General features: G+C 58.1%; 29 protein-coding genes and 3 pseudogenes. 26 read left to right on the forward strand and 6 right to left on the reverse strand.

Annotated features, from left to right (window positions below; genetic code table 11):
* Positions 1 to 177 precede the first annotated feature (177 nt).
* The 3 genes and pseudogenes from TO66_RS33065 to TO66_RS30495 form a co-directional block, all read left to right on the forward strand.
* Positions 178 to 650, forward strand: a pseudogene (locus tag TO66_RS33065) (transposase); the annotation flags it as partial.
* A 285-nt stretch (positions 651 to 935) separates the two neighbouring features.
* Entirely contained in the window at positions 936 to 1,403 is a 468-nt protein-coding gene (locus tag TO66_RS34070) for a hypothetical protein (protein ID WP_019396500.1), read from the forward strand.
* A 28-nt stretch (positions 1,404 to 1,431) separates the two neighbouring features.
* A complete protein-coding gene (locus TO66_RS30495) occupies positions 1,432 to 1,797 on the forward strand; it encodes an MvdC/MvdD family ATP grasp protein (RefSeq protein ID WP_044466192.1) in 366 nt (121 codons plus the stop codon).
* 15 nt (positions 1,798 to 1,812) lie between these two features.
* Here TO66_RS30495 and TO66_RS30500 read toward each other — a convergent pair.
* Positions 1,813 to 2,963 (reverse strand): IS3 family transposase gene (locus tag TO66_RS30500; RefSeq protein WP_088540460.1). Its coding sequence is split into 2 segments (ribosomal slippage): positions 1,813 to 2,720 and positions 2,720 to 2,963, totalling 1,152 coding nucleotides; the frame shifts between segments, so codons are not numbered across the junction.
* Positions 2,964 to 3,025: 62 nt separating this feature from the next.
* Between TO66_RS30500 and TO66_RS30510 the strand changes: the two are divergent.
* The 5 genes and pseudogenes from TO66_RS30510 to TO66_RS34075 form a co-directional block, all read left to right on the forward strand.
* Positions 3,026 to 3,625 (forward strand): annotated as a pseudogene (locus TO66_RS30510) (hypothetical protein); the annotation flags it as partial.
* On the forward strand, positions 3,613 to 4,275 hold the full coding sequence (locus TO66_RS30515) for a hypothetical protein (protein ID WP_003109828.1): 663 nt from the start codon (positions 3,613 to 3,615) through the stop codon (positions 4,273 to 4,275). The pseudogene TO66_RS30510 and the gene TO66_RS30515, both read left to right, overlap by 13 nt.
* Before the next feature lie 84 nt (positions 4,276 to 4,359).
* On the forward strand, positions 4,360 to 4,515 hold the full coding sequence (locus tag TO66_RS33745) for a hypothetical protein (protein WP_003109829.1): 156 nt from the start codon (positions 4,360 to 4,362) through the stop codon (positions 4,513 to 4,515).
* Positions 4,516 to 4,778: 263 nt separating this feature from the next.
* Positions 4,779 to 4,922, forward strand: a complete 144-nt coding sequence (locus TO66_RS33750) for a hypothetical protein (RefSeq protein WP_003109831.1) — start codon at positions 4,779 to 4,781, stop codon at positions 4,920 to 4,922.
* A pseudogene (locus TO66_RS34075) lies at positions 4,870 to 5,299 on the forward strand (tyrosine-type recombinase/integrase); the annotation flags it as partial. The gene TO66_RS33750 and the pseudogene TO66_RS34075, both read left to right, overlap by 53 nt.
* Before the next feature lie 17 nt (positions 5,300 to 5,316).
* Here the strand turns inward: TO66_RS34075 and TO66_RS30520 are convergent.
* The 4 genes from TO66_RS30520 to TO66_RS30530 all read right to left on the reverse strand — a co-directional run bounded on the left by TO66_RS30520 (position 5,317) and on the right by TO66_RS30530 (position 8,596).
* Complete coding sequence (locus TO66_RS30520) at positions 5,317 to 5,961, reverse strand: hypothetical protein (protein ID WP_003109833.1); 645 nt, start codon at positions 5,959 to 5,961, stop codon at positions 5,317 to 5,319.
* A 1-nt stretch (position 5,962) separates the two neighbouring features.
* Positions 5,963 to 6,097 carry a hypothetical protein gene (locus TO66_RS34080; protein ID WP_023082484.1) on the reverse strand — a complete coding sequence of 45 codons (135 nt, stop codon included), beginning with the start codon at positions 6,095 to 6,097 and terminating at the stop codon, positions 5,963 to 5,965.
* Positions 6,098 to 6,380: 283 nt separating this feature from the next.
* Positions 6,381 to 6,662, reverse strand: coding sequence for a hypothetical protein (locus TO66_RS30525; RefSeq protein ID WP_177330422.1), 282 nt, complete (start codon positions 6,660 to 6,662; stop codon positions 6,381 to 6,383).
* A 725-nt stretch (positions 6,663 to 7,387) separates the two neighbouring features.
* Positions 7,388 to 8,596 carry an MFS transporter gene (locus TO66_RS30530; RefSeq protein ID WP_305956560.1) on the reverse strand — a complete coding sequence of 403 codons (1,209 nt, stop codon included), beginning with the start codon at positions 8,594 to 8,596 and terminating at the stop codon, positions 7,388 to 7,390.
* A 124-nt stretch (positions 8,597 to 8,720) separates the two neighbouring features.
* Between TO66_RS30530 and TO66_RS30535 the strand changes: the two genes are divergently transcribed.
* From TO66_RS30535 to arsA, 5 genes are all read left to right on the forward strand, one after another.
* The gene (locus tag TO66_RS30535) at positions 8,721 to 9,218 is read left to right on the forward strand and encodes a MarR family winged helix-turn-helix transcriptional regulator (protein WP_003109836.1); all 498 of its coding nucleotides are present in this window, start codon (positions 8,721 to 8,723) and stop codon (positions 9,216 to 9,218) included.
* 61 nt (positions 9,219 to 9,279) lie between these two features.
* Complete coding sequence (locus tag TO66_RS30540) at positions 9,280 to 9,795, forward strand: arsinothricin resistance N-acetyltransferase ArsN1 family A (RefSeq protein ID WP_003109837.1); 516 nt, start codon at positions 9,280 to 9,282, stop codon at positions 9,793 to 9,795.
* The gene (locus TO66_RS30545) at positions 9,792 to 11,156 is read left to right on the forward strand and encodes an FAD-dependent oxidoreductase (RefSeq protein ID WP_003109838.1); all 1,365 of its coding nucleotides are present in this window, start codon (positions 9,792 to 9,794) and stop codon (positions 11,154 to 11,156) included. The genes TO66_RS30540 and TO66_RS30545 overlap by 4 nt, the downstream gene beginning before the upstream one ends.
* Positions 11,157 to 11,283: 127 nt before the next feature.
* The gene (gene arsD / locus TO66_RS30550) at positions 11,284 to 11,646 is read left to right on the forward strand and encodes an arsenite efflux transporter metallochaperone ArsD (RefSeq protein WP_003109839.1); all 363 of its coding nucleotides are present in this window, start codon (positions 11,284 to 11,286) and stop codon (positions 11,644 to 11,646) included.
* Between the two features lie 12 nt (positions 11,647 to 11,658).
* Positions 11,659 to 13,416: an arsenical pump-driving ATPase gene (gene arsA, locus TO66_RS30555; RefSeq protein ID WP_003109840.1), complete on the forward strand. Its 1,758-nt coding sequence runs from the start codon at positions 11,659 to 11,661 to the stop codon at positions 13,414 to 13,416.
* A gap of 120 nt (positions 13,417 to 13,536) precedes the next feature.
* Here the strand turns inward: arsA and TO66_RS30560 are convergent, their stop codons facing one another.
* Positions 13,537 to 14,334: a sulfite exporter TauE/SafE family protein gene (locus TO66_RS30560; protein ID WP_003109841.1), complete on the reverse strand. Its 798-nt coding sequence runs from the start codon at positions 14,332 to 14,334 to the stop codon at positions 13,537 to 13,539.
* 335 nt (positions 14,335 to 14,669) lie between these two features.
* Here TO66_RS30560 and TO66_RS30565 point away from each other — a divergent pair, with 335 nt between their 5' ends.
* The 13 genes from TO66_RS30565 (at position 14,670) to TO66_RS30625 (ending at position 26,411) form a co-directional block, all read left to right on the forward strand.
* On the forward strand, positions 14,670 to 15,083 hold the full coding sequence (locus tag TO66_RS30565; protein ID WP_003109842.1) for an arsenate reductase ArsC: 414 nt from the start codon (positions 14,670 to 14,672) through the stop codon (positions 15,081 to 15,083).
* 8 nt (positions 15,084 to 15,091) lie between these two features.
* Complete coding sequence (locus tag TO66_RS30570) at positions 15,092 to 15,448, forward strand: metalloregulator ArsR/SmtB family transcription factor (RefSeq protein ID WP_003109843.1); 357 nt, start codon at positions 15,092 to 15,094, stop codon at positions 15,446 to 15,448.
* A 19-nt stretch (positions 15,449 to 15,467) separates the two neighbouring features.
* Positions 15,468 to 15,938, forward strand: coding sequence for an arsenate reductase ArsC (locus TO66_RS30575; protein WP_003109844.1), 471 nt, complete (start codon positions 15,468 to 15,470; stop codon positions 15,936 to 15,938).
* 17 nt (positions 15,939 to 15,955) lie between these two features.
* Positions 15,956 to 17,017, forward strand: a complete 1,062-nt coding sequence (gene arsB / locus TO66_RS30580; protein ID WP_003109845.1) for an ACR3 family arsenite efflux transporter — start codon at positions 15,956 to 15,958, stop codon at positions 17,015 to 17,017.
* 4 nt (positions 17,018 to 17,021) lie between these two features.
* A complete protein-coding gene (gene arsH / locus TO66_RS30585; protein WP_044465732.1) occupies positions 17,022 to 17,738 on the forward strand; it encodes an arsenical resistance protein ArsH in 717 nt (238 codons plus the stop codon).
* A 12-nt stretch (positions 17,739 to 17,750) separates the two neighbouring features.
* Positions 17,751 to 18,266, forward strand: a complete 516-nt coding sequence (locus tag TO66_RS30590; protein ID WP_020750917.1) for a cyclin-dependent kinase inhibitor 3 family protein — start codon at positions 17,751 to 17,753, stop codon at positions 18,264 to 18,266.
* Positions 18,267 to 18,286: 20 nt separating this feature from the next.
* Positions 18,287 to 19,291 carry an ArsJ-associated glyceraldehyde-3-phosphate dehydrogenase gene (locus TO66_RS30595; protein WP_003109848.1) on the forward strand — a complete coding sequence of 335 codons (1,005 nt, stop codon included), beginning with the start codon at positions 18,287 to 18,289 and terminating at the stop codon, positions 19,289 to 19,291.
* A gap of 17 nt (positions 19,292 to 19,308) precedes the next feature.
* Positions 19,309 to 20,541 (forward strand): organoarsenical effux MFS transporter ArsJ, encoded by a 1,233-nt coding sequence (gene arsJ / locus TO66_RS30600; RefSeq protein ID WP_003109849.1) that lies wholly within the window; start codon positions 19,309 to 19,311, stop codon positions 20,539 to 20,541.
* 79 nt (positions 20,542 to 20,620) lie between these two features.
* Entirely contained in the window at positions 20,621 to 21,058 is a 438-nt protein-coding gene (locus TO66_RS30605; RefSeq protein WP_020750918.1) for a hypothetical protein, read from the forward strand.
* Between the two features lie 58 nt (positions 21,059 to 21,116).
* Complete coding sequence (locus TO66_RS30610) at positions 21,117 to 21,878, forward strand: helix-turn-helix domain-containing protein (protein ID WP_019396504.1); 762 nt, start codon at positions 21,117 to 21,119, stop codon at positions 21,876 to 21,878.
* A gap of 32 nt (positions 21,879 to 21,910) precedes the next feature.
* The gene (locus TO66_RS30615; RefSeq protein WP_003109852.1) at positions 21,911 to 22,726 is read left to right on the forward strand and encodes a sterol desaturase family protein; all 816 of its coding nucleotides are present in this window, start codon (positions 21,911 to 21,913) and stop codon (positions 22,724 to 22,726) included.
* 125 nt (positions 22,727 to 22,851) lie between these two features.
* Complete coding sequence (locus tag TO66_RS30620) at positions 22,852 to 24,702, forward strand: ATP-dependent endonuclease (RefSeq protein WP_003109853.1); 1,851 nt, start codon at positions 22,852 to 22,854, stop codon at positions 24,700 to 24,702.
* The gene (locus TO66_RS30625; RefSeq protein ID WP_003117144.1) at positions 24,699 to 26,411 is read left to right on the forward strand and encodes a UvrD-helicase domain-containing protein; all 1,713 of its coding nucleotides are present in this window, start codon (positions 24,699 to 24,701) and stop codon (positions 26,409 to 26,411) included. The genes TO66_RS30620 and TO66_RS30625 overlap by 4 nt, the downstream gene beginning before the upstream one ends.
* Positions 26,412 to 26,511: the final 100 nt, after the last annotated feature.

Consider the following 26,511-nt stretch of genomic DNA (forward strand, 5'->3'; position numbering starts at 1 on the left):
TCATTGCTATGGCTCGAGGGGTGACGGTTGGCCCGTACAGGGATCGGTGGCTGCCGGACTCGGTAGCATAAGCTGCTGTTCGTGACAGGCTGCTTCTAGCCGATTCTGTTGAAAAAGTAGCTGCTTCCCCATGCCGTCGGCAGAATTGCTCTGTCAGCGAGTGTGGGGGCGAACAGCATGATGGGACAGTTACCGAGAGGGCAGCAGCGCCTGTTCTACTCGTTCAATCTGGAAGATCACGTCCCAACCCAACACCTCCTGCGCAGCATCGACCAGTGTCTGGATCTCAGTGATCTGCGCGCCTCTACCTGGCGGATTTCTATAGCCCCATCGGGCGCCCCTCGATTGATCCGGAATTGATGGTGCGCATGCTGGTCGTCGGCTACTGCTATGGCATCCGTTCCGAGCGGAGATTGTGCGAAGAGGTACATCTAAACCTGGCCTATCGCTGGTTCTGCCGGCTGGGTCTGGAAGACGAAGTACCCAATCACTCGACCTTTTCGAAGAATCGCCACGGCCGTTTCCGTGACAGCGATCTGTTCCGCTGGTTGTTCAATGAGGTGCTGCGGCGCTGCATGGCGGCCGGCCTGGTAAAGGGGGAAGGTTTCGCCGTCGACGCCAGCATCATCAAGGCTGATGCCAGCCGGCAAACGCCGAAAGGCAACTTGAAGTAGCTTGCAGCCACTTCAACTACAGGCACACCCAACCGTCTGGCTGCCGCTGACCCTACTTTTTCAACAGAATCAGCCAAAAGCGGACGTCAAGAGTAGCGAAACCCACTGCCGGCAGTGCATTGTGCCCAGTCCCCCGGGCTCCACCCTGCTCCTAATGAACGACTTGTAATCCAAACGCATTCCTTGTGGGCATTGTCCGGTAATTAACATCAAAGTAGCATCAGGCCAGCCTACAGAAACCGATCTCAATGGATATGGTGCATGCACGATACGATCAATACGGACACTCGCCCCTCCCGCAGCGAGAGAAACATATCGCCTTTCTTAGCCAAGGCTGGGATACCTCGCACAGGTGAAGATCGGCTTCCGGGATATTACTGCGAGCAACAGAAAATGTGGGTGGTCGACACAGAGCAAGGCACACAGCCCATTATCAATGAGCAGGCGCTCTCGCAGTTGCTGACCAAGACGCGAGCGCACGAAGAGGAAGATGACGATTCCTACCTTGCGCTTGAACTGATGACCAAGACCCATCAGCAAATCGAGAGTGACGATGACACCCGGCCCACGGGGTACAGCAACCTCTTACAGCTAGTGACCAAAACTGAATCGGTTCAAGAGGTTGATGACAATTACTCAGCAAGCCAACTGCTGGAGCTGGTCACCAAGACCAAGGTTCAACAGGAAGCAGACGATGACGGCTTCCAGTCCTTTGGGTTTCATTGCTGACCAGGACGGATCAAGTTAGGGAAAACGAATGCTGTTATTAGTCACAAATCGCCGCGACATCACGGTCGATTACGTCGTGGCCGAGCTGAAGCGCCGGCAGACTTCCTTCTTCCGTCTGAACACCGAAGAGCTATCGACGGCCCGCTGCACAATGACTGCATTTCCCAGAAACGCCTGGTCACTGTCCTTCGAGGGACCAGTGCTTCAGGGATCCGATGTCAAAGCGGCATATTTCCGACGTCCAGCCCCCCCTACTGGCAACGTCAGCATCACCGATAACGGCGAACGGGAGTACGCGGAAGCAGAATGGGGCGCCTTCCTGAAGAGCTTGTATGCACGCCTGGAAGGTCTTTGGCTCAACGCGCCGATGGATATTTTCGCGGCTGAAGACTGAATCGCCCCAGGTTTTCTAGACACTCTCCAGGCTCTGGAAATAGCGCTTTTCAAACTCTACCGGCGACAGCTGATTGTTGAAACCGTGCCGGCGTTTTGGGTTGTAGAACATCTCGATGTAATCGAAAACATCAGCGCGAGCATCCTGCCTGGTGCTGTAGATCTTTCGCCTGATCCGCTCCCGCTTCAGCAGCTGGAAAAAGCTTTCCGCCACCGCATTGTCATGGCAGTTGCCACGTCGACTCATGCTGCCAAGCAAGTTGTTGGCTTTCAGGAAACTCTGCCAGTCACCGCTGCTGAACTGACTACCTTGGTCTGAGTGAATCATCACCTCTTGGTTTGGCTTACGCCGCCAAACCGCCATCAGCAATGCATCAATAGCCAAATCGCTGGTCATCTGTGGCTTCATCGACCAACCGATTACCTGCCGCGAAAACAGATCGAGCACCACCGCCAAAAATAACCAACCCTCATAGGTGCGGATGTAGGTGATGTCCGTAACCCAGACTTTGTTGGGCTCGGTGACATTGAATCGACGCTCAAGATGATTCGGTGAGGCCGCTGGAGGCTTGCCGCCATAACGTCCTGGACGCCGCCGATATCCCGTCTGCGAACGCAGGCCTTCCTGGCGCATTAGTCGAGCAACGCGATGCCTGCCGCACTGTTCTCCAAGCTCACGCAGGTCGTCATGGATTTTGCGGTAGCCATAGACTCCACCGCTCTCTAACCAGGAGTGCTTGATCAAACTCAGCAGCCGCTGATCATCCTTAGCTCGTGCCGAGTTCGGCTCTGCCAGCCAAGCGTAGTAACCGCTGGCATGTACTTTCAGGGTCAGGCACAGGCGGCGAACCGAATAGTCTGCGGATAACTGATTGATGAAGGCGTACTTCAGCCGCACTCCTTGGCAAAGTACGCGGCGGCCTTTTTTAGGATGTCTCGCTCTTCGGTCACGCGCTTGAGTTCGGCACGCAGGCGACGTAACTCAGCGTGTTGATCGTCTTCTTGCGCTCGCTGCTCTTGGGGCTTGCTGTAGCGCTTCACCCAGGCATACAGGCTGTGGGTCGACATGCCCAAGCGAGCAGCTACCTCAGCCACCGGCAGACCTCGCTCGGTCACCTGTTTGACGGCTTCGATTTTGAATTCTTCGGGATAACGCGGGTTGCTCATGGCACCTCCTAATGGGCCGTATTATGAGGCCTGGAGGTGTCTACGAAACTAGGGGCGATTCAGACAAGCCAAGGCAGTTGATGCTCGCGAGCGAGATTGGCTTCAACGTACCGCAAGCAGTGATCACGAACGATATCGCCTCGGTACGTGAGGTAGTCCAGGCAGGGCCTGCTATCGGAAAGCCACTTAGGCAAGCGCTGATCAACGGCGAGCAGGAGCGGGTGATTTTTACCACTCGACTGGAGGATCTTCGCGACAGCGACGAAGACGCCATTTCGCTGGCCCCCTTCATTGCCCAGACCGAGATCAAAAAGCAGTACGACGTCCGAGTGACAGTCGTAGGAAGCCAACTTTTCGCAACCGCGATCAGGTCGCAGGAGTACGAAGAAACCACGGTGGATTGGCGCCAGGGTAGCCGGTCAGATCTTAAGCATGAGCGCATTGAGCTTCCTAGCGAAGTTGAGGAGCAATGCACTGTGCTCATGAAGCACCTGAACCTACGTTATGGGGCGATCGACCTAGTGTGCGACCAACAGGGCAAACTGTGGTTCTTGGAGATCAACCCGAATGGACAATGGGCCTGGATCGAGAACCTCACCGGGTACCCAATTGCCGCCGCGATCGTTGATGAGCTTGAGGACATCGCCCGATGCCAAAGCTAATCCCAGCATGGCTGTGGCCCCGCTTGACGCCTTCATCACCAGAGGATGAATCCCGACAGCAGAAGTGGCTTCGAAGTGAGCAAGAAAAGGTCGATCAAGGATCTTGGGCAGATAAAAGTGATGTTGCGCTGGAGGAGGCACGTAGGCTCTTTGACGCTGAGCATGAGCGCCGCCGAGGGGCAGACTCCAAAGCCGGCCTTTATCTCGCAGCAATTACCGCGCTGATCCCTATCCTAGCCACAATCCTTCCTGGACTCTGGAATGATCAGATCAGCAGAACCCTGAGAGGCACCCTGCTTGGGATCTTCATCTGCGCACTGCTCTATCTGATGCGTGCCGGGTTGTGGGCCTTGCAGACCATCAAGACCACGCCTGCGGCACAGTTAGGTGCAGGCGATATCGCTGAAAGCTTCAGCTCCGATAAGCCTGAAGAGAAGCTTGTGAAGCAGCTGCTGAGTGCCGTGATTTACAACTTCACTGGTACGAACCAGAAAATCAGCTGCATAAAGATGACGCACGAGTTTTTGCTGCGAGCCTTCTTTTGCTTCGTGGCCTTTCTGGCCATTCAGGCAGTTTGGCCTGCGGCAGCTTGGGCGATTGGTCGGATTCATAACGAGATCATCACCCCGCTAATGAGCTGTTTCCCTTAGGCCCCGCGCCCCTAGAACGCTTGGCTCACCTTGCTCACGTCGTGACAGCATTATCTAGAGCTCCACTTACACGGAGCTCTTTGTATGAACGACCTCACGATTTGCCTGGACTGCGGTCTGCCTTTTGGACCAGTGGAATGGAGCGCGGACCTCTCCGGCATCGGTGATGACTGCTCCAACTGGGCAACCTTCGTAGACGATGAGGTGTGCCAATGCGCCGTCGAGGATCACGATGATTGACTCTTTGGCCAAGCCTCCCCCTGACCTGCAGGCCGTGAGCGATCAGAAGCCTCAACCGGCTTGCTCGATAATCGTGTTGGCCTTGAGCTCGGCCATATCAATCTATTCGCCCTGGAGAGCCCCATGACATTTCGCGTCGAAACCCTCTTCGATCAGACCCATACCTGCTCCACGGGTCATGATGATCCTGATCACATCACCGACCGCGACCTGCGCACCTGGACTTGTTCGCCCCCCTTCGCGACGTCTTCCAGTGCCGTCAGATGGCCTACCTCGATGCGCAGGCGATCGGCGTGCAACTGGTGACCCTGCGCAGCGAATCCGTGCGTGGCAACTTTGTGTTCCCCGGGCCGGATAGCCGGGGCCACCATCCGCCGCAAACTGGCGGCGCTGGCCAGCCTGTTTGATCACCTGCTGGAATCTAACGCGGGAGCCGGCGGCAACCCGGTACACGGGTTACGCTTATCTCGAATCCGACGCCGAGCGGGGGCCTGGGCCGGGTCCATTATTTCGCTCGCTACGCGGCCGTGACCTGTCCGGTACCGGGATCAGTGCGAACGGGATCTACCTGCTGGTGGCCCACTGGGCCAAGGTCGCGGGGATCCAGACGAGGGCTTGGGGGTGCACGGACTGCGCACCACGGCGGCAATCAACGCCCTGAAACACGATGCAGATATCGCCAAAGTTCAGGCCTGACTGGGTCATGCCAACATCAGCACGACCCGCCTATACGATCGCAGGGGCTGCGGCCAAGGATTCGCCTACCTACAAAGTGAAGTATTGAGGCTGTGCTCATAGCCGCTATACCGCATCAGGAACTTTGCCTAGACGAGGATCGGCGACCGTCAGGCCTCGGATGAAGTAGGCCCTGAACGCAGGCTTTCCGTCCTCGGGATGGACCATATCGGCGTGCAGCAGCCCGATCGAATAGAGTTCCGACAAGCCGGCTCGAACGTCCGCCCGTCGAACTCCCGTGTGCTCCACGATTTGCTCGTAGGTCAGAGCAGTCCAGTCAAATTTGTTGCTCCGGCGCGCAATCAAAATCACATAGATCTTCAAAGCGGCCAAGCGTATTGCACCACGATTCCCCAACTCTTTAAGGCGAAGACGGAGGAGGTCGAAGGGAAGCTTCGCCCAGTAATTGTCGCCCACCTCATTCACCGTATAGCGGTGCGCGTGATCGCCAGCGATCGTAAGGATCTGCATGTCCGCAAGCATTCGAAGTCCCTTCGAGATCATGGGCCGCGAAAGGCCGGTGAGCAGCTCAAAATCGTTATAGGACACAGCAGCCGTGCGGGTGTGGAAATCGGCCTGCAGCGAAACCGCGAGTAAGCACTTCAGCGCAGCAATGCTTGTTCCCGCTTGTCCGCCGGCCTTGAATGCCCCCAGATCGCAACCAGTGGTCCGCGTCCATCCGGTTGGGAGCTTGCTGAATCGGTAGGCCATATCAGTCCTTCTTCGAGCCGGTGAGATGACGTACAACCTGGTAGATCACCACCAGGGCAACAATAGAAACGCAAGACACCAAGACAGCCGGATCGGCATGGGAAAGGGTACTTGCAAGTTTGGAAATGGAATCCATGGGTAGGCCCTCATTGGCTGAATGTGTGTCCATTCCACCCTACACCACAGATGTTAATCTAGAATAGGTGCCAGCCCTTTCTATGCTCGTGATCTCTGTAAGCCTTGTTGTGAAAGGGCTATACGAGCTAATCGGGAAAAAATGAAAATCCCAAGTTGGTTAACGAGATGGGGAAAAGTACCCATTTTTGGTAAATGGCAAAGATGGTGAAAATTCCTCTTAGTAAATGGGAAGCACCTAAAAACTCCTAGCGCTCTAAAAATCTTGGCTAGGGACGGCCCGATCAGGCGCCACTGACGCCCATGCACAAGGTCGGCACGTCCACTGGCTTTTGGGAGAAAGCGCGTAGGCGCTTCGTCAGTGCCGGCGTCGACTGACCGTGGACATTCGCACTGGCAACCAAGAAGACGAACAGCAGCGCTGGCAGCACCTGGCACCAGAACACGAACACGAACACGAACACGAACACGAACACGAACAGAATGAGGGCCTGGGGATGCACGGACTGCGCGCCACGGCGGCGATCAGCGCCTTGGAACCATGCAGATATCGCCAAAGTACGCATTCAATCGGGGGCAGCATCAAGATGCAATACGCGATGGTTTGAAGGCTCTCAAGCTTCGCTTCTGCGATGATGAATACGTCCAAGGATTTGAAAAGGTCGGCGCCGTAGCCTACGCACAGTTTCTGGGAGCCGATGATGAAAAGGAGTTGATGAGGGAGAACGATAGAACTGCAGTAACGGCTTCGCTGAAGCTGTGAGTACGCGGCTCGGGCCGCACGGGCCCTCAAGTAGCGATACATTCGAATCGCACCTAACATGGCACTAAAGTCATGAGATTATCTACCGCCAGACAAGGAGGGTCGAAGTGCATCTTGTGCGTGTTCGCGTCCGGAACTTCAGAGGCATCGCCTATGGCGAGGTCAACCTCGATGGACACACTGCTTTCATCGGTGACTGCGAAATTGCATCTAACTTGACCAGTCAATTGCATCCATGTTGACCACTGTTTGCATCCGACTTGACCTGTCACGCCGAAGAGGCGACCGGCAGAGAACGGCCATTTGCGGACATTGAGTCATGGCAGCCGCCCACTTCGAATGACGGGCATCGCTACCTCCTATGATCCGCCCCATGAGGCCGCACATGCCGAGCAAGGCAAGCGCATCCCGTCAGCCCAACGGCTTCAATGAATCTCTGGACGGCTGACGCGAACGTATGTCCGCTATGGGGCGAGTAGCTGCCTCTCGGCAGCGGCAGCAATCGGCTGCGGACATCGCGCCCCCCCCTCAAACCAACGATCTTGTCGGTAGCTTGAGGCTTGCGAACAATGCGATGGCGACCAGTACCGCCATCAGCTCGAGCATTACCGACGCTCCTTGCCCACTCAGCACAAACGCTACCGCAAATGGCCCGGCGGCCTGCGCCAGAAGCATTGGTCGTGCTAAAACGCCCATTCTCGCCCCGTAGCCCTCGGCGCCGAAAAGTACCAGCGGCAGTGTCCCTCTCGCGATAGTCAGAATTCCAACGCCCGCCCCATAGAGCGCAGCAGCGACGAATGCCAGCCAGGGCGTTCCTGGGATGAGTAGGCAGATACCGAGCAGGCTTATCAGCACGCCAGCACGAGCAGACCAGGTCGGATGGAGATGTCGCGCAAGGGAGAACTCCAACACCCTCGCCACCACTTGGGCCGGGCCGATAACCATGCCGATTGCCAGCACTGTTACGGTCGGAATCCCAAGCTGCTGCAATGACGCCAGTAGGTGAACCGAAAGGCTTGCCATAACGAATGCAATGACCGTCAGCAGGCCAGCCACCAACCAGAAGAGCCGCCGAGTAGATCGATCCTCAGCGAGGGCGGTCTGCCTCTGCTTAGGCACCTCTCTCACAGCGTTGACGGGCTTGGGGACTGCCAGCCAATGGATCGGCAGGCCGATCACTGCATGTACTGCTGCGAGCACCCAGCAGGTCTCCCGCCACCCGCACCAGGATTCAAGTGCAGCCATGGCGGGCCACCCGGCAGTGCTCGCGAACCCGCCAATTAGGGTGAGTCCCGTGATCGCCCCACGAGCTCGCTCTCCCAGAAGCGTACCTAGTGTGGCGAAGGCCGAATCGTACAAACCAGTGGCCATCCCCAACCCAAGAATCGACCAGGCCAAGTAGTAAACCCACAAACTGCTTGCCGTGGACATCACCAAGAGACCCACGCTCAGCATCAACGAACTGAAGGCGAGTACGACACGCCCTCCGTGCCGATCAAGCAGGCGGCCAGCAACAGGCGAGCAGAGCCCTGCTACTAACATCCCCCAGGACAGACCACCGACAACGGCCGATAGAGACCAACCAGTGTCCCGTGCAATTGGGCTCGCCAGCACTGCCGGCAGGTAGAAGGTGGAACCCCACGCGAAGATCTGCGTTATGCCGAGTGCGGACACCAACCGCAGACGATTAGGGGCGGCTGGAACGTGTGATTCGAGCTGAGTCACGGTACCCTGCACGCATAGTTGTTAGTAGCAACCAAGCTAGACTACCGTGGCCTTTCTGGCCAATCGGAGGCGGCAATAGCTTGACCGCTGTATCCTCTCGGAATATTGTTGCAGGTAACAACCAATTGGAAATGACATGCCGAACAAGCGTACCGACGACCTGAGCCAGGATGCCGAAGCCCTGTATGAAGCGCTGAACCAACTGGTGCGGGTCTACCAGTTCAGAGACCGCGACCGTATTTGCTGCTACGACGTTTCAGTGACTCAGTGCTACGCCGTTGAGACCTTGGTGAAGCAGGGGCCGCTCCGCCTCCAGGCACTCGCTGAGGAGATGTTCCTGGACAAGAGCACTGCGAGCCGGGTGGTCGATACCCTCGAGCGCAAGGGCTACGTGTCGCGCGTTGAAGATCCAGAAGACCGCCGTGCAGTACGAGTTCAAGCTACTGAAGCCGGCGCAGATTTGTACGAACGCATTCGAGCCGACCTGATCGCCGAAGAGAAGGAAATGATCAGCGGCATGCCAGCCGAGGTTCGCCAGGGTGCGCTGACTTTACTGCGTCAGCTCACTCGAGCTGCCGAGATTCGTTGTGGCCTTGTCAGTGAATGCTGCCCAGGCCAGACCAAGGACAAGTGAGGGGGTAGCTCCCCCCTTTTTTAACTATATTGTTGTCACTACCAATCAAAAGGAAAGCACGATGCTAGTCCGCCTCGCAAAGCTCAGTGATAGCCAAGCCATCACCGATATCTACAACCAAGGCATCGAAGATCGCAGCTCCACATTCGAGACCCAGCCGCGCACCGTCGAGGACATGCAGCCCAAGGTAGCCGATATGTCGCGCTACCCGGTTCTCGTGGTCGAGCTCGATGGCGAGGTGGTTGCCTGGGCGAACTTGAGCAGCTATCGCGCGCGCTCCTGCTATGACGGTATCGCTGATTTCTCGATCTACCTGCGCCGGGATGCGCGAGGTCGTGGTATCGGGAAAGTACTCTTGAATGCTCTGTTGGCGGAGGCAGAAGCACGCGGATTCTGGAAAGTCCTTTCTCGGATTTTCACCTTCAACGAGGCTAGCCTCGCGCTCTGCCGCTCCTGCGGGTTCAGACAGGTTGGCGTCTACGAGAAACACGCTTGCCTGGAAGGCCGCTGGCTGGACTGCGCCATCGTCGAGCGGGTCATCTCTTCGAATCAACCTGTCTCTGGAGAATCAGCATGAGCCTGACTGACCTTCCCGTTGTCGTTATTGGCGCCGGCCCAGTTGGACTGGCCGCTGCTGCCCACCTCCTGGCTCGTGATCTGAATCCGCTAGTCATTGAGGCAGGAAATCAGGCTGGAGCAAGCATCAGCCAGTGGGGGCACGTCAGCATGTTTTCGCCCTGGGAATACAACGTGGACAAGGAGGCGGCCAAGCTTCTGGCCGCGACTGGCTGGGAAGCTCCGCGTCCTGACACATATCCCACCGGGCGCGAGCTGTTGGATCGCTATCTCCTTCCGCTCGCTGCTCTTCCGGTGATCCGGGAGCGGACACGTCTGAATACTCGCGTCCTCGCGGTGACCAAGTCGGGGGCTGATGCGCTGAAAACCAAGGGTCGTACTGCTTCACCGTTCCTGGTGCGCATTGCTGGCCCCAATGGTGAGCAGGACATCCTCGCTCGCGCCGTGATCGATGCCTCCGGTACCTATGAAACTCCGAACTGGATGGGCGCCTCGGGTATTCCCGCATTGGGCGAGCTGGAAGCAAGCTCGCATATTGCCTATGGCATTCCCGATGTAACCGGCGGTGCACGTGAGCGCTATGAGAGCCGCCGTGTACTGGTCGTGGGTGGCGGCCACTCCGCCTTCAATGCCTTGCAGGATCTGGTTGGACTGCCCGGCACCAAGGTGTTCTGGGGCATCCGTGGACACTCTCTGGAGAGAATTCTGGGCGGTGGTGCCAACGATAAGCTCGCCGAGCGCGGCAACCTGGGCCTTCGCATCCGAGCGTTGCTCGAACAGGAAAAGATCACTCTGTTCCAAGGCATATCGATCAACCGGGTTGATACCACTGGCCAAGGACTCGTCGTCCACAGCAATGGCGAAACACTGCCGGAAGTCGACGAAATCATCGTAGCCACGGGCTTCCGGCCCAACCTTCAGCTGCTGGGCGAGCTAAGGCTGGCAATTGATCCTGCCACTCAAAGCCCAACCCAACTGGCCCCGCTGATTGATCCGAACGAGCACAGCTGCGGGACGGTTCGCCCACATGGCATCGATGAACTCTCTCATCCTGACGAGGGGATTTTTATTGTCGGAATGAAGAGCTACGGGCGGGCCCCTACCTTCCTAATGCTAACGGGCTACGAGCAAGTTCGCTCTGTAGCGGCAGGGCTCGCGGGCGACTGGGAAGCTGCTCGGCGTGTCGAGCTCGAACTACCCGAAACGGGAGTCTGCAGCCTTCAGTTCGAAGAGCAGGAGCAGTCGTCGAGTTGCTGTGCACCCGCAGCACCGGCGCAGGCCAGTTGCTGTGGTACGCAAGAGTCTCCCGCTGCAGTTGTGGCCCAGAAATCGACCTGCTGCACACCAACGAGTCGCTCATAAGAACTCGTTTCCCATCGACGCTTCGCCGACGTGCCCTTGATCAAAGCCGGCGAAGCGAAGCTGGCATATAACAACCACAAGCCTTGGTGCTCTTTGACTTTTTATCAGTCGTCATTGGAGAACCAGCATGCATCTCATCCAGATATACGATCCCGCCTTGTGCTGTAGCACCGGCGTTTGCGGGGTTGAAGTGGATCAGTCCCTTGTCACCTTCGCGAGTGATGTCGAGTGGGCAATCCGGCAAGGCGCCAATGTTCAGCGTTTCAATCTGGCGCATGAGCCTCAGGCCTTTGCTGAGCAATCCGCTGTTCGCGACTTCTTGCAGCGTTCCGGCCAAGGCAGCCTGCCTTTGACCCTGGTGGATGGCGAAATCGTTATGGCAGGCCGCTATCCGTCACGCACCGAGCTGGCTCACTGGGCCGCCGTTCAAGCCTCACCCTCTACGGACTCGGAGAGCAACGGATGCTGCTCTTCCGGTCGTTGCTGCTGATAGGAGGATTCCATGCAATTTCTTCAATCCCCACCCCGCTTCCTCTTTTTCACTGGTAAGGGTGGCGTGGGCAAGACTTCTATCGCCTGCGCTGCTGCCGTCCAACTGGCCGGCGAGAACAAGCGCGTCCTATTGGTCAGCACTGATCCGGCGTCCAATGTGGGCCAAGTATTCAGTACGGAAATCGGCAACAAGGTCACCGAGATCCGGGAAGTCGCCCGACTGGCTGCGCTGGAAATCGATCCCCAGCAGGCTGCTCAGGCATACCGCGACAAAATTGTCGGGCCAGTGAAAGGTGTGCTGCCCGAAGACGTGGTGAAAGGTATCGAGGAGCAACTTTCCGGGGCCTGCACCACCGAGATCGCGGCCTTCGATGAGTTCACCTCACTGCTCACCGATGACGCGCTGATCGCTGAATTCGACCACATCATTTTTGATACTGCGCCAACTGGCCACACCATCCGCCTCCTGCAGCTTCCTGGAGCCTGGAGCGGCTTTTTAGAGAGCGGTAAGGGCGACGCCTCGTGCCTCGGGCCACTCGCCGGGCTGGAAAAGCATCGCGCCCAGTACAAAGCGGCTGTAGCAGCGCTGGCTGATCCCGTACGTACTCGCCTGATACTCGTTGCACGAGCCCAAAATGCTGCGCTTCGCGAAGTTGCGCGCACCCATGAGGAGCTTGCCGATATCGGCTTGAAGCAGCAGTACCTGGTGGTGAATGGCGTGTTGCCGGCCGCCGCTGCAGAAGGCGACGAGCTTGCCGCCGCCATCTACCAGCGGGAGCAACAGGTTCTAGCGAAAATACCGGAGGTACTTCGTAGCCTTCCGCTCGATCAGGTGGCACTCAAACCCTTCAACCTGGTGGGGCTCGATGCACTGAAGCACCTGTTCCTTGATGTGGCCATTGGGCCAGTCACGGAGACCGAAACGAACACCGAGCTGCACCTACCGAAGCTGTCGCCTCTCGTTGATGAAATCGCCGCCGAAGGGCACGGTCTGATCATGCTGATGGGCAAAGGCGGTGTAGGAAAGACCACCATGGCCGCAGCGGTGGCAGTCGACCTGGCCCGCCGAGGCCTTCCGGTACACCTCACGACTTCCGACCCGGCGGCGCATCTCGCGGAGACGCTCGAAGGCGTCATGGAGAATCTCACGGTCAGCAGAATCGATCCTCAGGCGGAGACCGAGCGATACCGGCAGCACGTACTCAAGACAAAAGGCGCCAGTCTCGATGCGGAAGGCCGTGCCCTACTGGAGGAAGACTTGCGGTCGCCCTGCACCGAAGAGATCGCCGTGTTCCAGGCCTTTTCCAGAGTCATCCGGGAAGCTGGCAAGAAGTTCGTCGTGATGGATACCGCCCCTACAGGACATACCTTGCTTCTTCTGGACGCCACAGGGGCCTATCACCGCGAGATTGTCCGCCAGATGGGCGACACGAAGGTGGGCTACACCACTCCCATGATGCAGTTGCAGGATCCGAAGCAGACCAAAGTGCTCCTGGTAACGCTTGCCGAAACCACCCCCGTTCTGGAGGCGGCCAACCTGCAGGACGATTTGCGCCGCGCAGGAATCGAGCCATGGGCTTGGGTGATCAACAACAGCGTCGCGGCAGCAGCGCCAAGATCCGCATTGCTGCTCAGAAGAGCAGAGAATGAGCGCCGCGAGATCAATGCGGTTGCTACCAAGCACTCTTCCCGCTACGCGGTTGTCCCGCTGCTGAAAGATGAACCTGTCGGCATAGATCGTCTGCAATCGCTGGTCGGAAACTGCTAAAGGCTGCGCCGAGCACCACCAAGGCTGAGAGGCTTCTGGGGTGCTCGGCATTTCCTTCGAATGAGTAAGCGCGTGGACAACGTCTCGGAAAAGCAGAGACACCCGCAAGGCACGTCGGTGTCAGCTATGCCGCCAGACCTTCACCGAGGAAATCAGCAGAATAGCGGCGAGCAGGGGTAGCAGGTATGTAGTGGAAATCAGCCCAAGTAACTGCCCACCGATGAAGGTTCCAATGATCGAGCCAGCGGCCATGATCAGGATGAACGTCCGCTGTGTTCTGACCACCGAAAAGCTCTGGTTGCGGCTGTAGCGGGTGAATCCCACGATCATGGTGGGCAGGCTCACCGCCAGTGAAAGGCTACCGGCAAGCTTTATGTCGGCGCCAAACAAAAGAACGATGGTCGGAATGAGTAGTTCGCCACCTGCGACTCCCATCAGCGCTGCTACGACGCCGATCCCGAAACCGACGACCACACCGACCATAATCAACGCTGCGCCATGAAACAGTGGCTCACCCGTCGCGTTTGCGTCATGGCCAAACAGCAACGCAATGGCGATTCCTACCAGCAGCACTGCCAGCACTCTGTAAAGAGTCTGGCTCTTGAGCTTGGTTGCCCACCCCGCCCCATACCAAGCTCCAGCAAGGCTTCCGGCAAGGAGTGTGACAATGATGTCCCAACGTTCGAGGACGTCCGCATAGGGGACGCTCATTGCACGAAACGGCAAAGCCGTCGCGACGACGATGAGACTCATCGCCTTGTTAAGGATAACTGCCTCAAGAGCCCCAAAACCGAAAAGGCCAATCAGCAGAGGAAGTCGAAACTCTGCGCCACCTAAGCCTATGAGCCCTCCTAAAGCACCAATCAAGGAGCCAGCGGAGAAGACTGCGACATTGTTCTTTTCTTTTTCGGCGCTCATACGGCTCCTGCCTCGTTTCGCATCATCGGATTGCGCGCCGTCGTGCCAGGTCTCCTAAAGGGGCGGCTCGGCGGCCATGCAAGCTATTCCGATGGCAACCTAATGTCTAGGCTCCACAACAGCGCATGGGCTCATGCGACGGATTCGAGCGAAAAGGCAGCGTGAAGGCATGCAGATTCAACGCGCCCGGTACTTTGTCAGTTACACCCGCCCCCACCAATCACCGCACACCGTGCTCCGGGCGTCGGCCCAAACAGCTCATGACAGAACTGTCACTTGAAGTTTATGCGAAAAAACGTATATTCGAAAAACCATATACATCCGGACATCCCGAGATGACTGACAAGATCCGCGTCCTGTTTGTTTGTACCGCCAACGCCGCTCGCTCCCAACTTGCCGAAGCGCTGCTTCGGCACACCGACAGTGAGCACTTCGAGGCCTTCAGCGCTGGAACTCAGCCTGGCGTGATCGACCCGAGAACCTATGCCGCCCTCGATCATCTCTCCATTGATACCAGCGGCCTGCGCAGCAAATCCATCGAAGAGTTCGCGGGTGAACGCTTCGACTATGTCATCACCCTTTGCGACAAAGCCGCTCAGGAATGCCAAACCCTTCCAGGGACTGGCGAGGCATTGGCGTGGAACTTTGAAGATCCGGTGACCAGCAACCGCCACGACGCCTTCCGTCACACGCTTCACGAGATTCACGAGCGCATCAAGATGTTCGTCCTTGTGAAGACCAAACACTGAGAACCGCCATGACTGACTCCCTGACTCCGACCCAGGTTTTCAAATGCCTGGCTGACGAAAACCGCATCCGGATGATGCTGTTGATCGCTCGCGAGGAAGAGCTCTGCGTCTGCGAACTGACCTGTGCCCTGGATGAAAGCCAACCGAAGGTGTCTCGCCACCTGGCTCAGCTGCGTACCTGTGGGCTACTGGAAGACCGCCGGCAAGGCCAGTGGGTGTACTACCGACTGCATCCAAAACTGCCCGCCTGGGTACGCGAGATTCTCGTAACGACGCTTGAGGCCAACCGCCAGTGGTTGAGCACGAGCTCCAAGCGACTGGACACCATGGGCGACCGCCCCGAGCGCGTTGCTGCCTGCTGCTGAAGACTGCCGAGAAGATCCGATGAAAGTTCTGTTCCTCTGCACCGCCAATAGCTGCCGAAGCATCTTGTCTGAGGCTGTCTTCAATCACTTGGCCCCAGCCGGCATGAAGGCATACAGCGCCGGTAGCCAACCCAAGGGGGAAGTGAATCCGCTGTCCATCACAGCCCTGCAGCGCGCCGGTATCGCCACTAATGGCCTGAGCAGCAAGTCCACCGATTCACATGCCGACCTGGCACCGGACTTTGTCATCACCGTTTGCGACAAGGCAGCCGGCGAGGCGTGCCCCGTGTTCTTCGGGCCCGCTGTGAAGGCCCATTGGGGACTTGCCGACCCGTCCGATCTGCAGGGTAGCGAGGAAGAGATGGATGCTGCCTTCGATGACACGCTCGGGCACATCAAACGACGCATTTCTGCGCTTCTCGCACTGCCCTTTGAACAACTCGATGCCGCCCAGCTCAAGGCAGAACTGGCACGCATCGGCACTCTCTGAAGCTACGGAGACCCATCATGAGCAAGAGTCGTCTTACTTTCCTGGATCGCTACCTGACGATCTGGATCTTTCTCGCCATGGGGCTTGGTATAGCGCTCGGTAGTTTCTTCCAGGGGCTGCCGGCTTGGCTGAACGGCCTGTCAGTAGGCTCGACCAATATCCCCATCGCCATTGGCCTGATCGTCATGATGTATCCGCCATTGGCGAAGGTGAAATACGAGGAGCTGCCGCAAGTCTTCAAGGACAAACGCATCCTCGCCTTGTCACTGATTCAGAACTGGGTGATCGGCCCGGTACTGATGTTCGTGTTGGCCGTGGTGTTCCTCTCCGATAAGCCTGAGTACATGACGGGGCTGATCCTCATAGGCTTGGCGCGCTGCATCGCCATGGTGCTGGTGTGGAACCAGATCGCGGGCGGTAATAACCAGTACGTTGCGGGCCTGGTCGCCTTCAACAGCATCTTCCAGATTTTGTTCTTCAGCGTGTACGCCTGGATCTTCCTGGGCGTGTTGCCGCCCCTGTTCGGGCTGGAAGGCAGCGTCATTGAAACGAGCTTCGTCGATATCGCGCAGTCAGTACTGATCTACCTGGGCGTTCCGTTCCTGGCCGGCTTCCTGACCCGCAAAATCCTGATCAACCGCAAGGGTGCAGCCTGGTACCAAGATCGCTTCATTCCGAAGATCAGCCCGCTGACGCTGGTAGCTCTGCTGCTGACCATCGTTGCGATGTTCAGCCTCAAGGGCGACATGGTGCTGCAGCTGCCGCTGGACGTACTGCGTATCGCCATCCCGCTGACCATCTATTTCGTGGTGATGTTCTTCATCAGCTTCTGGATGGGCAAGCTGCTGGAGGCCGACTACCCACGTACCACCGCGCTGGCATTCACCGCCGCGAGCAACAACTTCGAACTCGCCATTGCCGTGGCCATCGCCACCTTCGGCCTAGCCTCCCCCGTCGCCTTTGCGACCGTGATCGGGCCGCTGGTTGAAGTACCTGTACTGATCTCTCTGGTCGGCGTTGCCTGGTGGCTCAAGCGTCGCTGGTTCGATCAAGCCTCTGGCGCCCTTTCCCAGGAGTGAAATCATGACCAATGACCATATCCCCAATATCGACAGCGAACTGATCGATCTGCCGTCCCCGGACAAACTGGCTATCGAACAGAAATCGACTCACAAACCGCGCATCCTCCTGCTGTACGGATCGACTCGCGAACGCTCCTTCAGCCGTTTGCTCACCGAGGAGGCCGCTCGCTTGCTAGAGCACTTCGGAGCCGAGACGCGGATTTTCAATCCGTCAGGTCTGCCCCTTCCGGATGACGTGTCCGATGACCATCCCATGGTCAAAGAACTGCGTGACCTGGTGCTCTGGTCGGAAGGCATGGTCTGGTGCTCGCCGGAGCGCCACGGCGCCATGACAGGCGTGTTCAAGTCGCAGATCGACTGGATTCCGCTGAGCATGGGCGCCGTGCACCCCACTCAGGGTAAGACCCTGGCGGTAATGCAGGTCTGCGGCGGTTCGCAGTCGTTCAACGCCGTTAACCAGATGCGCGTGCTCGGCCGCTGGATGCGCATGTTCACTATCCCCAACCAGTCCTCCGTGCCCAAGGCCTACCTGGAATTCGACGAGGCAGGTCGCATGAAGCCTTCTCCGTTCTACGACCGAGTCGTCGACGTGATGGAGGAACTGGTGAAGTTCACCCTGCTACTGCGTGATCGCGCCGACTACCTGGTCGACCGCTACTCCGAGCGCAAGGAGTCGGCGGAAGAGCTATCCAAACGTGTCAATCAACGATCCATCTGAGGCTTTCTGAACGTGCAATCGCATCCGTATTCCGTTCTTACCGCGTCCGATCTGAGCGGCCAACTGATCTTCACTCCGTGCCCCGGCACCAAGGACACGTCGGTGTCCGAGGCGCTAGCCACGCTTCGCGATGCCGGCGCGGTGGCTCTGGTGACCCTGATGCCAGAAGACGAACTGCTGCAGAACGAAGTCGATCTACTTCCCGAGGAATGCCAACTGCAAGGGATCGAATGGTTCCACTTGCCAGTGGAGGATGACCAGGCGCCCGGTGAAGCTTTCTCCACTGCGTGGGAAACCAATCGAGATCGCCTCAAGGAGCTGGTCAATGGCGGCCAGAAGATCGCCATCCACTGCAAGGGCGGCTCTGGTCGCACAGGCCTGATCGCAGCCCAACTGTTGATCGAGTGCGGCATGCCCATGCGAGAAGCCGTAGCCCAGGTACAAGCCCTTCGTCCCCGTGCGATTCAGCACCCTGCACACATTAACTACATCAGCCAGTTCGACAAAAAATCGCCGAACGCTCGCTAACCGCACTCGAGAACAAAAACATGGCCATCAAAGTAGGCATCAATGGTTTCGGACGTATCGGTCGCCTGGCGCTGCGCGCGGCATGGAACTGGCCGGAGTTTGAGTTCGTACAGATCAATGACCCGGCTGGCGATGCTGCGACGCACGCCCACCTGATCAACTTCGACTCGGTTCACGGTCGTTGGCATCACGAAGCGAGCTCCGACGGTGACTCGGTGGTTATTGGTGGTAAGCGCATCAAGATCACGGCGAACAAAGCCATCGCTGACACTGACTGGTCGGGCTGCGATCTGGTCATCGAGGCCAGTGGCAAGATGAAGACCGTTGCCGTGCTGCAGACCTACCTGGATCAAGGTGTGAAGCGTGTTGTCGTGAGTGCGCCGGTAAAGGAAAAAGGTGCGCTGAACGTCGTAATGGGCGTCAACCAACACCTGTTCGACCCGGCTCAGCATCGCATCGTGACGGCAGCCTCCTGCACCACCAACTGCCTCGCGCCGGTGGTGAAGGTGATCCACGAAAACCTTGGTATTCGCCACGGTTCGATCACCACCATCCACGACCTGACCAACACCCAGAGCATCCTGGATCAGCCACACAAGGATCTGCGTCGTGCTCGTGCGTCAGGTATGAGCCTGATCCCTACCACCACTGGCTCTGCCACCGCCATCGCGGAGATTTTCCCGGAGCTGCGCGGCCGACTGAATGGCCACGCCGTTCGCGTCCCGCTGGCAAATGCTTCGCTGACCGACTGCGTCTTCGAAGTCGAGCGGCAGACCAGCGCGGACGAGGTCAACCAGTTGCTCAAGCGCGCCGCCGAGAATGAGCTGAAGGACATCCTTGGCTACGAGGAGCGCCCACTGGTTTCCATCGACTATCGCACCGACCCGCGCTCCTCGATCATCGATGCGCTCTCGACCATGGTTGTGAACGGTACACAGGTGAAGCTGTATGCCTGGTACGACAACGAATGGGGCTACGCCAACCGCACTGTCGAACTGGCGAAGCTGGTCGGCCTGGCTGGCTGAAGGAGCGGGGCCCGATCATGAAGGCGCTATCGTCGCTCTCACCAGAAGTTCGCCAGTACCTGCTGGTAACGGGCAACTACTGGGCTTTCACGCTCACCGATGGCGCCTTGCGCATGCTGGTGGTACTCCACTTCCATTCTTTGGGGTACTCGCCGCTACAGATCGCAGCCCTGTTCCTGTTCTATGAGTTCTTCGGTGTCGTCACCAATCTGGTTGGCGGTTACCTGGGGGCGCGGGTGGGACTGAACCGCACCATGAACATCGGACTCGCCATGCAGGTCGTGGCGCTGCTGATGCTCACCGTGCCGTCTGCCTTGCTCACGATACCGTGGGTTATGGGAGCCCAAGCGCTATCCGGCATCGCCAAGGATCTCAACAAGATGAGCGCCAAGAGCTCGATCAAGCTCCTGGTGCCAGATGCTCAGCAAGGCAAGCTCTACAAGTGGGTGGCGATCCTTACAGGCTCGAAGAATGCGCTCAAAGGCGTGGGCTTCTTCCTGGGTGGCGCGCTGCTGGCCTTGCTCGGCTTCAAAGGCGCCGTGCTGGCCATGGCCGTGGTGCTAGCCCTCATCTGGGTCGGCAGCATGCTGTCGCTGAAAAAAGACCTGGGCAAAGCCAAGGCCAAGCCCAAGTTCCGCGACATGCTCTCCAAAAGCCGAGCAATCAACATTCTCTCTGCTGCACGGATGTTCCTGTTCGGTGCTCGGGATGTCTGGTTCGTCGTCGCGCTCCCGGTCTATTTGAGCGAGACGCTGAGTTGGGACTTCTGGCTGGTCGGAGGTTTCCTTGCCGCGTGGGTGATCGGCTACGGCATCGTCCAATCCTTCGCGCCGGCATTGACCGGCAAGAAGCGAGGTCACGTCCCCGACGGTCGCGCTGCCTTCATCTGGGCGCTGATACTTGCGGTGCTGCCGGCCGCCATCGCCCTTGGTCTGGATATGAACCTCTCTGCTCAGATCGTGCTCCTGGGTGGGCTGATGCTGTTCGGGGCGCTCTTTGCCGTGAATTCCTCGCTGCACAGCTATCTGATTGTCTCGTACGCCAAGGAGGACGGCGTATCGCTGGACGTGGGGTTCTACTACATGTCCAACGCCATGGGACGCCTAATCGGCACGGTGCTTTCCGGGTGGGTATTCCAGGCCTACGGACTGGTGGCCTGCCTTTGGATCTCTGCGGCATTCGTTCTCCTGGCCGCGCTCATTTCAATCGCCTTGCCCAGACATGCAGAGGTGGTGACCACCCCGAACTGACTAGGGGTGTGAATGCATGAGACTCCTGCCTTCCTGGGCAAGGCAGGCCCGAAGACCTGATGCAATGTGGAGGCACATCATGAACAGGTTGATAGGGTTACTACCGCTTCTCGTCTCCGCACTGTGGCTTAGCGCGTGCGACAAACCGAGCGACGCCCACAAACCCGTTGCCGGCATCGAACAACCGATTGCCGGCAGCTGGTTCGATGGTCAGTGGCGGGCCGAAGCATCATCCGCATCGAGTCCGCCCCTCCTTACGATCTCTGCAGAGGGGCTGCGCTGGGGGGACTGCAAGGCCTCTGGCGACGGGCAGGTCAGCATCAATGGAAAGCAGGCAACCTATGCCATCACGAGCGGATTCGACTGCATCAGCAGGGACGCGACATTGACTGGCGTGGTGTTAACCCAACGGGGCAATTGCGAGCTTCTGTTGGAAGCGTATGCCTCCGATGTCGAGATTGAGAATGGAGTTCCCGCTATCCGGAACACCTACCTCAAGAGTGGCTGTACGCCGTAGCGGCAAGAGGGCGTAATAAACTTCATGTGCAACTTATCGTCAGGCTGACACGTTCACCATGGCACCAAACCAGCTTCTGATCGGGAAATCAGCGTTCATCGTCAGGGCGCAGTCTCTGCCCAATGGCTACAACCAGCGCCCTGGCATGACCCTGTTGCTGGCTGACGGCGAACCGCTCGAGTTGGAGATCGATGGTTTACCAGCCGCCACCTCGGAGGCTTGGCTGTTGGCACCCGAAATACGTCGCCGTTTCCTGCGCCCGCAGCCGCATACGAGCATCACCGTCGAGCCAAGCCACCCGTCATATCTTCGAATGTTGCGCTGGGCCCGTAGCAGCCCTGATGCGGCGCTTCGAGTCGACGTACCAGTTGCCTCTCGCTTCAGGCTGGCCTCCGCAACCACGCAGCAGACCTTCGATGACGCGCTGAATGAGTTGCTTGCTCTGCATGAGCAGCCAGAGATCACACCAAGCCCGCGCCTGGAGTATCTGTTGTCACTGGTCGAGGCATCAGGCGAAGACAGCACCGCAGAGCAGATTTGGGGAGCATTCCGGTCTCGCTATTCCAGTACCCAAGCACACTGCTCCCACTGGCTACAGGAGTCGCTCGGTTTGCCACTGCGCAAATTGCTGCTGTGGCGAAAGCTCCGGCGTGCCCTGGAGGGGCTCAATGACCCGAATGGAGCCACCGCCGTCGCTCATGAAGCAGGTTTTGCCGACTCAGCCCACCTGTCCCGCATCTGCCTGCGGACTTTCGGGCTTCGCCCTTCACAGGCGAACAACAACAAAATCCTTCAAGTAAGCTGGCTGCAGGATTGCTGAAACTCTCCCTCACATCTTGAGGGAGGCATTAGATGCCACATCTGGACACCTGGGCTGTCAGCGGCCTTCTGGTTTTACTGGGAAGCTTCGAGTTGCTTGCCGGACGCATGCTGAACAGGCGCCAATCCGACGAGCTTGCCGTTGACGCGATCAGCCTTGCCCAGTTCGCATTGCTGATTAAACCAGCAGTCATCGCCGGAGCTGCGTTGATCCTGGCCCAACTGGCACCTGGCGCAGCTGGTCAGCTGGGCTCGCTTCCACTTTGGCAGGCGGTTCTGCTGGTCATAATCCCTGCTGACTTCATGCACTACTGGTACCACCGACTAGGCCACACCATTCCTTTCATGTGGCACATGCACCGTACCCACCACACCGCAACGGCAATGAGCATCAGCGTTGCCTACCGGGAGAACTGGCGTTGGTTCTTGTTCATGCCGGACATCTGGTACGCCGGGGCTCTCGTCTATCTCGGCCTAGGCGAGGCGGTGCTCATCGCTCACCTGATTTTCGGTTGCGCCAACGTATTGGTGCACAGCGCGTTCGCCTGGGACAAGGTGCTCTACAAATGGCGCTGGCTGGCGCCCGCTACCTGGCTGCTAGAGCGGCTGGTTCAGCTGCCTAGCACGCACCGCGCGCATCACGCCGAGCTTGATGAGCACGGCAAGCCGCCCCATCACAACTTCGCCCAGTTGCTGTTCATCTGGGACACGCTGTTCGGAACCGCGAACTTCACTCGCGACCGATACCCAGAGCGATATGGAATCCCGAATGATCCTGGTGATCCGTGGTGTGCCCAGCTGTGGTGGCCCTTCTGCAGATCGCGGAAAGCAGATAGTGAATACAGGTGAAGCCGGCGACGAGGCGTCCGTAAACGTCCGCTATGGGCCGGTAGCGGCTGCTATCGGCTGCAGCAGGTCGTGGCTACGGTGTGACTGTTGTGGCCGCATGCAAGCGGTGGTCAGCACGAATGCATATGCTCGGCCAGGAGTTGGTCAGGAGGAATGCAATCGGGTGGCCAAGTCAGTGCAATTGCGCAGGTGACAACAATGCCGGCAAGTCAACATTGCTGGAAGCAGTGGACCTGGTGCTTGGCCCAGAACGCCTCAGTCGCCGCCCCGTAATAGACGAGCACGATTTCTATGCCGGGACGTATGTAGACCCGGTCAAAAAAGAGGTGGTTCCGATCCAGATCGAGGTTATTGTCGCCGGCCTCTCCGATGAGCAGCAGCGGCATTTCCGCGACCACATCGAATGGTGGGATGCGCAGGCCAAAACGTTACTTGTGGGGGCTCCCCCGGAAAGGACAGACGCCCCTCACGTTGGTGCAGCAATGCGCGTCTTCTTCAACGGCTGGTATGACGTAGAAGAGGATGACTTCTCTGGGGATACCTATTACGCCACTCCTGAAACACCGGATGGTTCCTACCTGCGCTTCTCTGCACCCGACAAGCGAAAGTGCGGTTTTCTCTATTTGCGCACCCTGCGAACCGGCACCCGTGCACTCAGCTTGGAGCGAGGCTCTTTGTTGGACGTGATCCTTCGACTGAAGGAGACACGACTGACAATGTGGGAGGACCTGCTCGACCAGCTAAGGGCACTGCCAGTTGGAGAGACCGAAGACATCGGCGAGCTGCTTGCCGCAGTCCAAGATGCCGTGCGGCACTACGTACCATCCGACTGGGCAGAAGACCCTCACATGCGTGTCTCGGATCTCACCCGAGACACGCTCCGCCGAACACTGACCGTCTTCATGGGTACGGGCGCAAAGAGGCCGGACGGTTCCGTCTACTCTGCGCCATATCAGCACCAAGGCACTGGCACGATTAACACGCTGGTGTTGGCTCTGCTGTCCATCATCGCCGAACTCAAGCAAAGTGTAATCTTCGCGATGGAAGAGCCAGAGATCGCGCTTCCGCCGCACACCCAGAAGCGAATCATCAATTCTCTGCGCCAGAAGTCAGCACAAGCCATCTTCACCTCTCACTCACCCTACGTGCTGGAGGAGTTCGAGCCTGCCCAGGTGGTGGTTCTCAAGCGAGTGGCCGGTGTCATGACCGGAATCCCTGCTACATACCCACCATCAGTCAAGCCCAAGGCTTATCGCACCGAATTTAGAACTCGATTCTGCGAAGCCCTACTGGCCCGTTATGTACTCGTTCTTGAGGGTCGTACGGAGTACGACGCATTGGCTGCCGCCGCCCGCCGGCTTGGCGAGTTGGATCCCACACGATTCAAATCACTCGAAAACCTTGGGGTAGCCATCGTCGACGCTCGCGGGGAGACCAATGTCGCTCCGCTGGGTGCATTCTTCCGGTCACTCGGTAAGACCGTGTTTGCGGTGTTCGACAAGCAATCGCCGGAGGCACTCGCAGCCATCAAGGCCTCAGTCGATCATCCTTACGAGTCTGCGAGCGCAGGCTTCGAAGACCTGGTGCTGCAGGGCGCATCTGAGGCCGCACTCCGCAGCTATGCCGCTGCTGTAGTTGCCGGAGGCGATTGGCCGCAGCATCTCGCGGCATGGACACCAGCAGCCGCAACGCCGTTGGCTGATCTGCAGGCTGCTCTGTCGAGTTATTTCAGCTGGGCTAAGGGTGGTGGCGACGCCGGCGACTTGCTCGCCTCCTGTCAAACCGCCGACGACATGCCTGAATACGTGAGAACCACGTTGGCAGCCATCAAGAACGTCATTGAGCCACCACGGCTGCCTCCATTACCTCCCCAGGCAGCCGGCATGCCCCTTCTCCCAGAAACTGCAGCCAAGCCGGCACCATTGGCAGCCGCCTATGGAAGGTTTCAACCGTCCCCGCCCCAGCCTTCGACATGACTGAAGTGTGGAGCGATCAGAAGCGCGGCTTCCTGGCGTGCACCGGGCACGCCCTAGCGCTGGGTGGTCCTGGTGGAGGCAAAACACACGTCGCGCTGGTGAAGGCTCGCGATGAGATTCGCTCAGGAGTACTCAAGCCAGGCCAGAAGATTCTCTTCTTGAGCTTCGCCAGGCCTACCGTAGCGCGCATCATCGAAAAGGCTTCTGAGCTGATTTCTCGTGAGGACCTGAAGCAACTGGAGGTTAGTACGTACCACGGTTTTGCATGGAGCATTCTCCGGAGCCATGCCTATTTGCTGAATGGCAGGCGAAGCCTGCAGCTCCTGCCACCGCCAGAAGCAGCAGCGCATTTGACTGATATCGATAAGGCCCAACACGAAAATGAGAAGCGGCGCCTTTTCGAGCAGGAAGGCCGTCTGCATTTCGATTTGTTCGCAAGCTTGGTCAGCGACCTGCTTCGTCGAAGTGATCGGCTAAACACCATCTTCTCCGACACCTATCCCATAATCATCCTCGACGAGTTTCAGGACACAAACAGTGATGAATGGGCGCTGATTCAGCAGCTTGGAAGACGCAGTCGCCTCATTGCACTGGCAGACCCCGAACAGCGAATCTACGAGTTTCGAGGCGCTGACCCCAGGCGGGTGGGCGACTTTCTGGAGAGCTTCAGCGCCGCTCACTTCGATTTCGCCGGTGAAAACCATCGCAGCGGCGGTACCGATATCGCAACCTATGGGAACGACCTTCTCACCGGGGCGAACAAGGGCAGGACCTATCAACAGGTCAAAATCATTCGCTACGGCTTCTTATATGGAAAGAGCTCGCACTTCAGCGCCAAGACCGCAGTTTACTCGGCATTGGAACGGCTCAAGAAAGTACCGGACAAGTCGATCGCGGTTCTGGTGCCATCCAAACGGCTAATGCTTGAGCTTTCTGACTATTTCTCATCCACGTCTGATGGTCTGCCGGAGCTATATCACGACGTTGCAATGGATGCAGAGCCGCCGGCTCTAGCCGCTGGCGTTATCGCCACGCTACTGGAGGGAGGTACGGCTAGCGATGTGGCAAGCCGCATGCTCGGCGCACTTCACTCGCACATTCGCGGACGGCGCGGAGGCAAGCCTACACCTCAGACGGAGCTTGACCTGGCAGGCGCTCTTAGCGGTTTCCTTTCCACGGGAAAGATCCGCGGTGCCAAGCGCCAGTTGATTGTCAGCGAAGTTCAACGGATCTCAGAGTTGCGGCAACGACTGGAATTCACAGGTGACCCTTCGGAGGACTGGCTATATCTGCGCGGCCTGTTGGCATCCTCCACCGCGGAAGCCTTGAGGCAAGTAGCAACGGATGCCCGCTACTTACGACTTCTTCATCGAGGCTCGGTACTGCGCACCAGCTTGGGTGCCCTGTGGCGTGCCCAGGGTGGGTACAGAGGTGCTGAAGAGGCAGTCCGCAGTGCCTTGATGCAGGAGCATTTCGCTGCTGCTCAAAAAGACTGGCGCGGCATCCATCTCATGACAATTCATAAGTCCAAAGGCAAAGAGTTCGACGAGGTCATCATCTACGAAGGCCTATACCAGCGCATCGCCAAAGCCCCGCAGGACCCAAAGACCTGCGCTCAAGACCTGTTAGCTCTACGGGTAGGAGTGACTAGAGCGGTACGCCGTACTACCGTTGTGACGCCGAAGCGCGAACCTTGTCCTTTCCTGTGACTCTGCATTGCGGGGCACATCAAAGCATAGGAAGTTTCTAATTCAGAAGCGGTCCTAAAGCGGATTCAGTCATAGCAGAAAGAAATCAGGTTATTGTGAC

It is taken from the genome of Pseudomonas sp. MRSN 12121 (assembly GCF_000931465.1).
Lineage (GTDB): Bacteria > Pseudomonadota > Gammaproteobacteria > Pseudomonadales > Pseudomonadaceae > Aquipseudomonas.

Coding starts and splice junctions, on each gene's coding strand:
- TO66_RS30545 (WP_003109838.1), top strand. CDS start 9,792: ATGAGCCTGACTGACCTTCCCGTTGTCGTTATTGGCGCCGGCCCAGTT.
- TO66_RS30595 (WP_003109848.1), top strand. CDS start 18,287: ATGGCCATCAAAGTAGGCATCAATGGTTTCGGACGTATCGGTCGCCTG.
- TO66_RS30620 (WP_003109853.1), top strand. CDS start 22,852: ATGCTCGGCCAGGAGTTGGTCAGGAGGAATGCAATCGGGTGGCCAAGT.
- TO66_RS30520 (WP_003109833.1), bottom strand. CDS start 5,961: ATGGCCTACCGATTCAGCAAGCTCCCAACCGGATGGACGCGGACCACT.
- arsJ (WP_003109849.1), top strand. CDS start 19,309: ATGAAGGCGCTATCGTCGCTCTCACCAGAAGTTCGCCAGTACCTGCTG.
- TO66_RS30495 (WP_044466192.1), top strand. CDS start 1,432: ATGCTGTTATTAGTCACAAATCGCCGCGACATCACGGTCGATTACGTC.
- arsB (WP_003109845.1), top strand. CDS start 15,956: ATGAGCAAGAGTCGTCTTACTTTCCTGGATCGCTACCTGACGATCTGG.
- TO66_RS30540 (WP_003109837.1), top strand. CDS start 9,280: ATGCTAGTCCGCCTCGCAAAGCTCAGTGATAGCCAAGCCATCACCGAT.
- TO66_RS30605 (WP_020750918.1), top strand. CDS start 20,621: ATGAACAGGTTGATAGGGTTACTACCGCTTCTCGTCTCCGCACTGTGG.
- TO66_RS30625 (WP_003117144.1), top strand. CDS start 24,699: ATGACTGAAGTGTGGAGCGATCAGAAGCGCGGCTTCCTGGCGTGCACC.
- TO66_RS30610 (WP_019396504.1), top strand. CDS start 21,117: ATGGCACCAAACCAGCTTCTGATCGGGAAATCAGCGTTCATCGTCAGG.
- TO66_RS30535 (WP_003109836.1), top strand. CDS start 8,721: ATGCCGAACAAGCGTACCGACGACCTGAGCCAGGATGCCGAAGCCCTG.
- TO66_RS30570 (WP_003109843.1), top strand. CDS start 15,092: ATGACTGACTCCCTGACTCCGACCCAGGTTTTCAAATGCCTGGCTGAC.
- TO66_RS33750 (WP_003109831.1), top strand. CDS start 4,779: ATGGCCTACCTCGATGCGCAGGCGATCGGCGTGCAACTGGTGACCCTG.
- TO66_RS30525 (WP_177330422.1), bottom strand. CDS start 6,662: ATGCGTACTTTGGCGATATCTGCATGGTTCCAAGGCGCTGATCGCCGC.
- TO66_RS30515 (WP_003109828.1), top strand. CDS start 3,613: ATGCCAAAGCTAATCCCAGCATGGCTGTGGCCCCGCTTGACGCCTTCA.
- arsD (WP_003109839.1), top strand. CDS start 11,284: ATGCATCTCATCCAGATATACGATCCCGCCTTGTGCTGTAGCACCGGC.
- TO66_RS33745 (WP_003109829.1), top strand. CDS start 4,360: ATGAACGACCTCACGATTTGCCTGGACTGCGGTCTGCCTTTTGGACCA.
- TO66_RS30575 (WP_003109844.1), top strand. CDS start 15,468: ATGAAAGTTCTGTTCCTCTGCACCGCCAATAGCTGCCGAAGCATCTTG.
- TO66_RS34070 (WP_019396500.1), top strand. CDS start 936: ATGCACGATACGATCAATACGGACACTCGCCCCTCCCGCAGCGAGAGA.
- TO66_RS34080 (WP_023082484.1), bottom strand. CDS start 6,097: ATGGATTCCATTTCCAAACTTGCAAGTACCCTTTCCCATGCCGATCCG.
- arsH (WP_044465732.1), top strand. CDS start 17,022: ATGACCAATGACCATATCCCCAATATCGACAGCGAACTGATCGATCTG.
- TO66_RS30615 (WP_003109852.1), top strand. CDS start 21,911: ATGCCACATCTGGACACCTGGGCTGTCAGCGGCCTTCTGGTTTTACTG.
- TO66_RS30560 (WP_003109841.1), bottom strand. CDS start 14,334: ATGAGCGCCGAAAAAGAAAAGAACAATGTCGCAGTCTTCTCCGCTGGC.
- TO66_RS30565 (WP_003109842.1), top strand. CDS start 14,670: ATGACTGACAAGATCCGCGTCCTGTTTGTTTGTACCGCCAACGCCGCT.
- arsA (WP_003109840.1), top strand. CDS start 11,659: ATGCAATTTCTTCAATCCCCACCCCGCTTCCTCTTTTTCACTGGTAAG.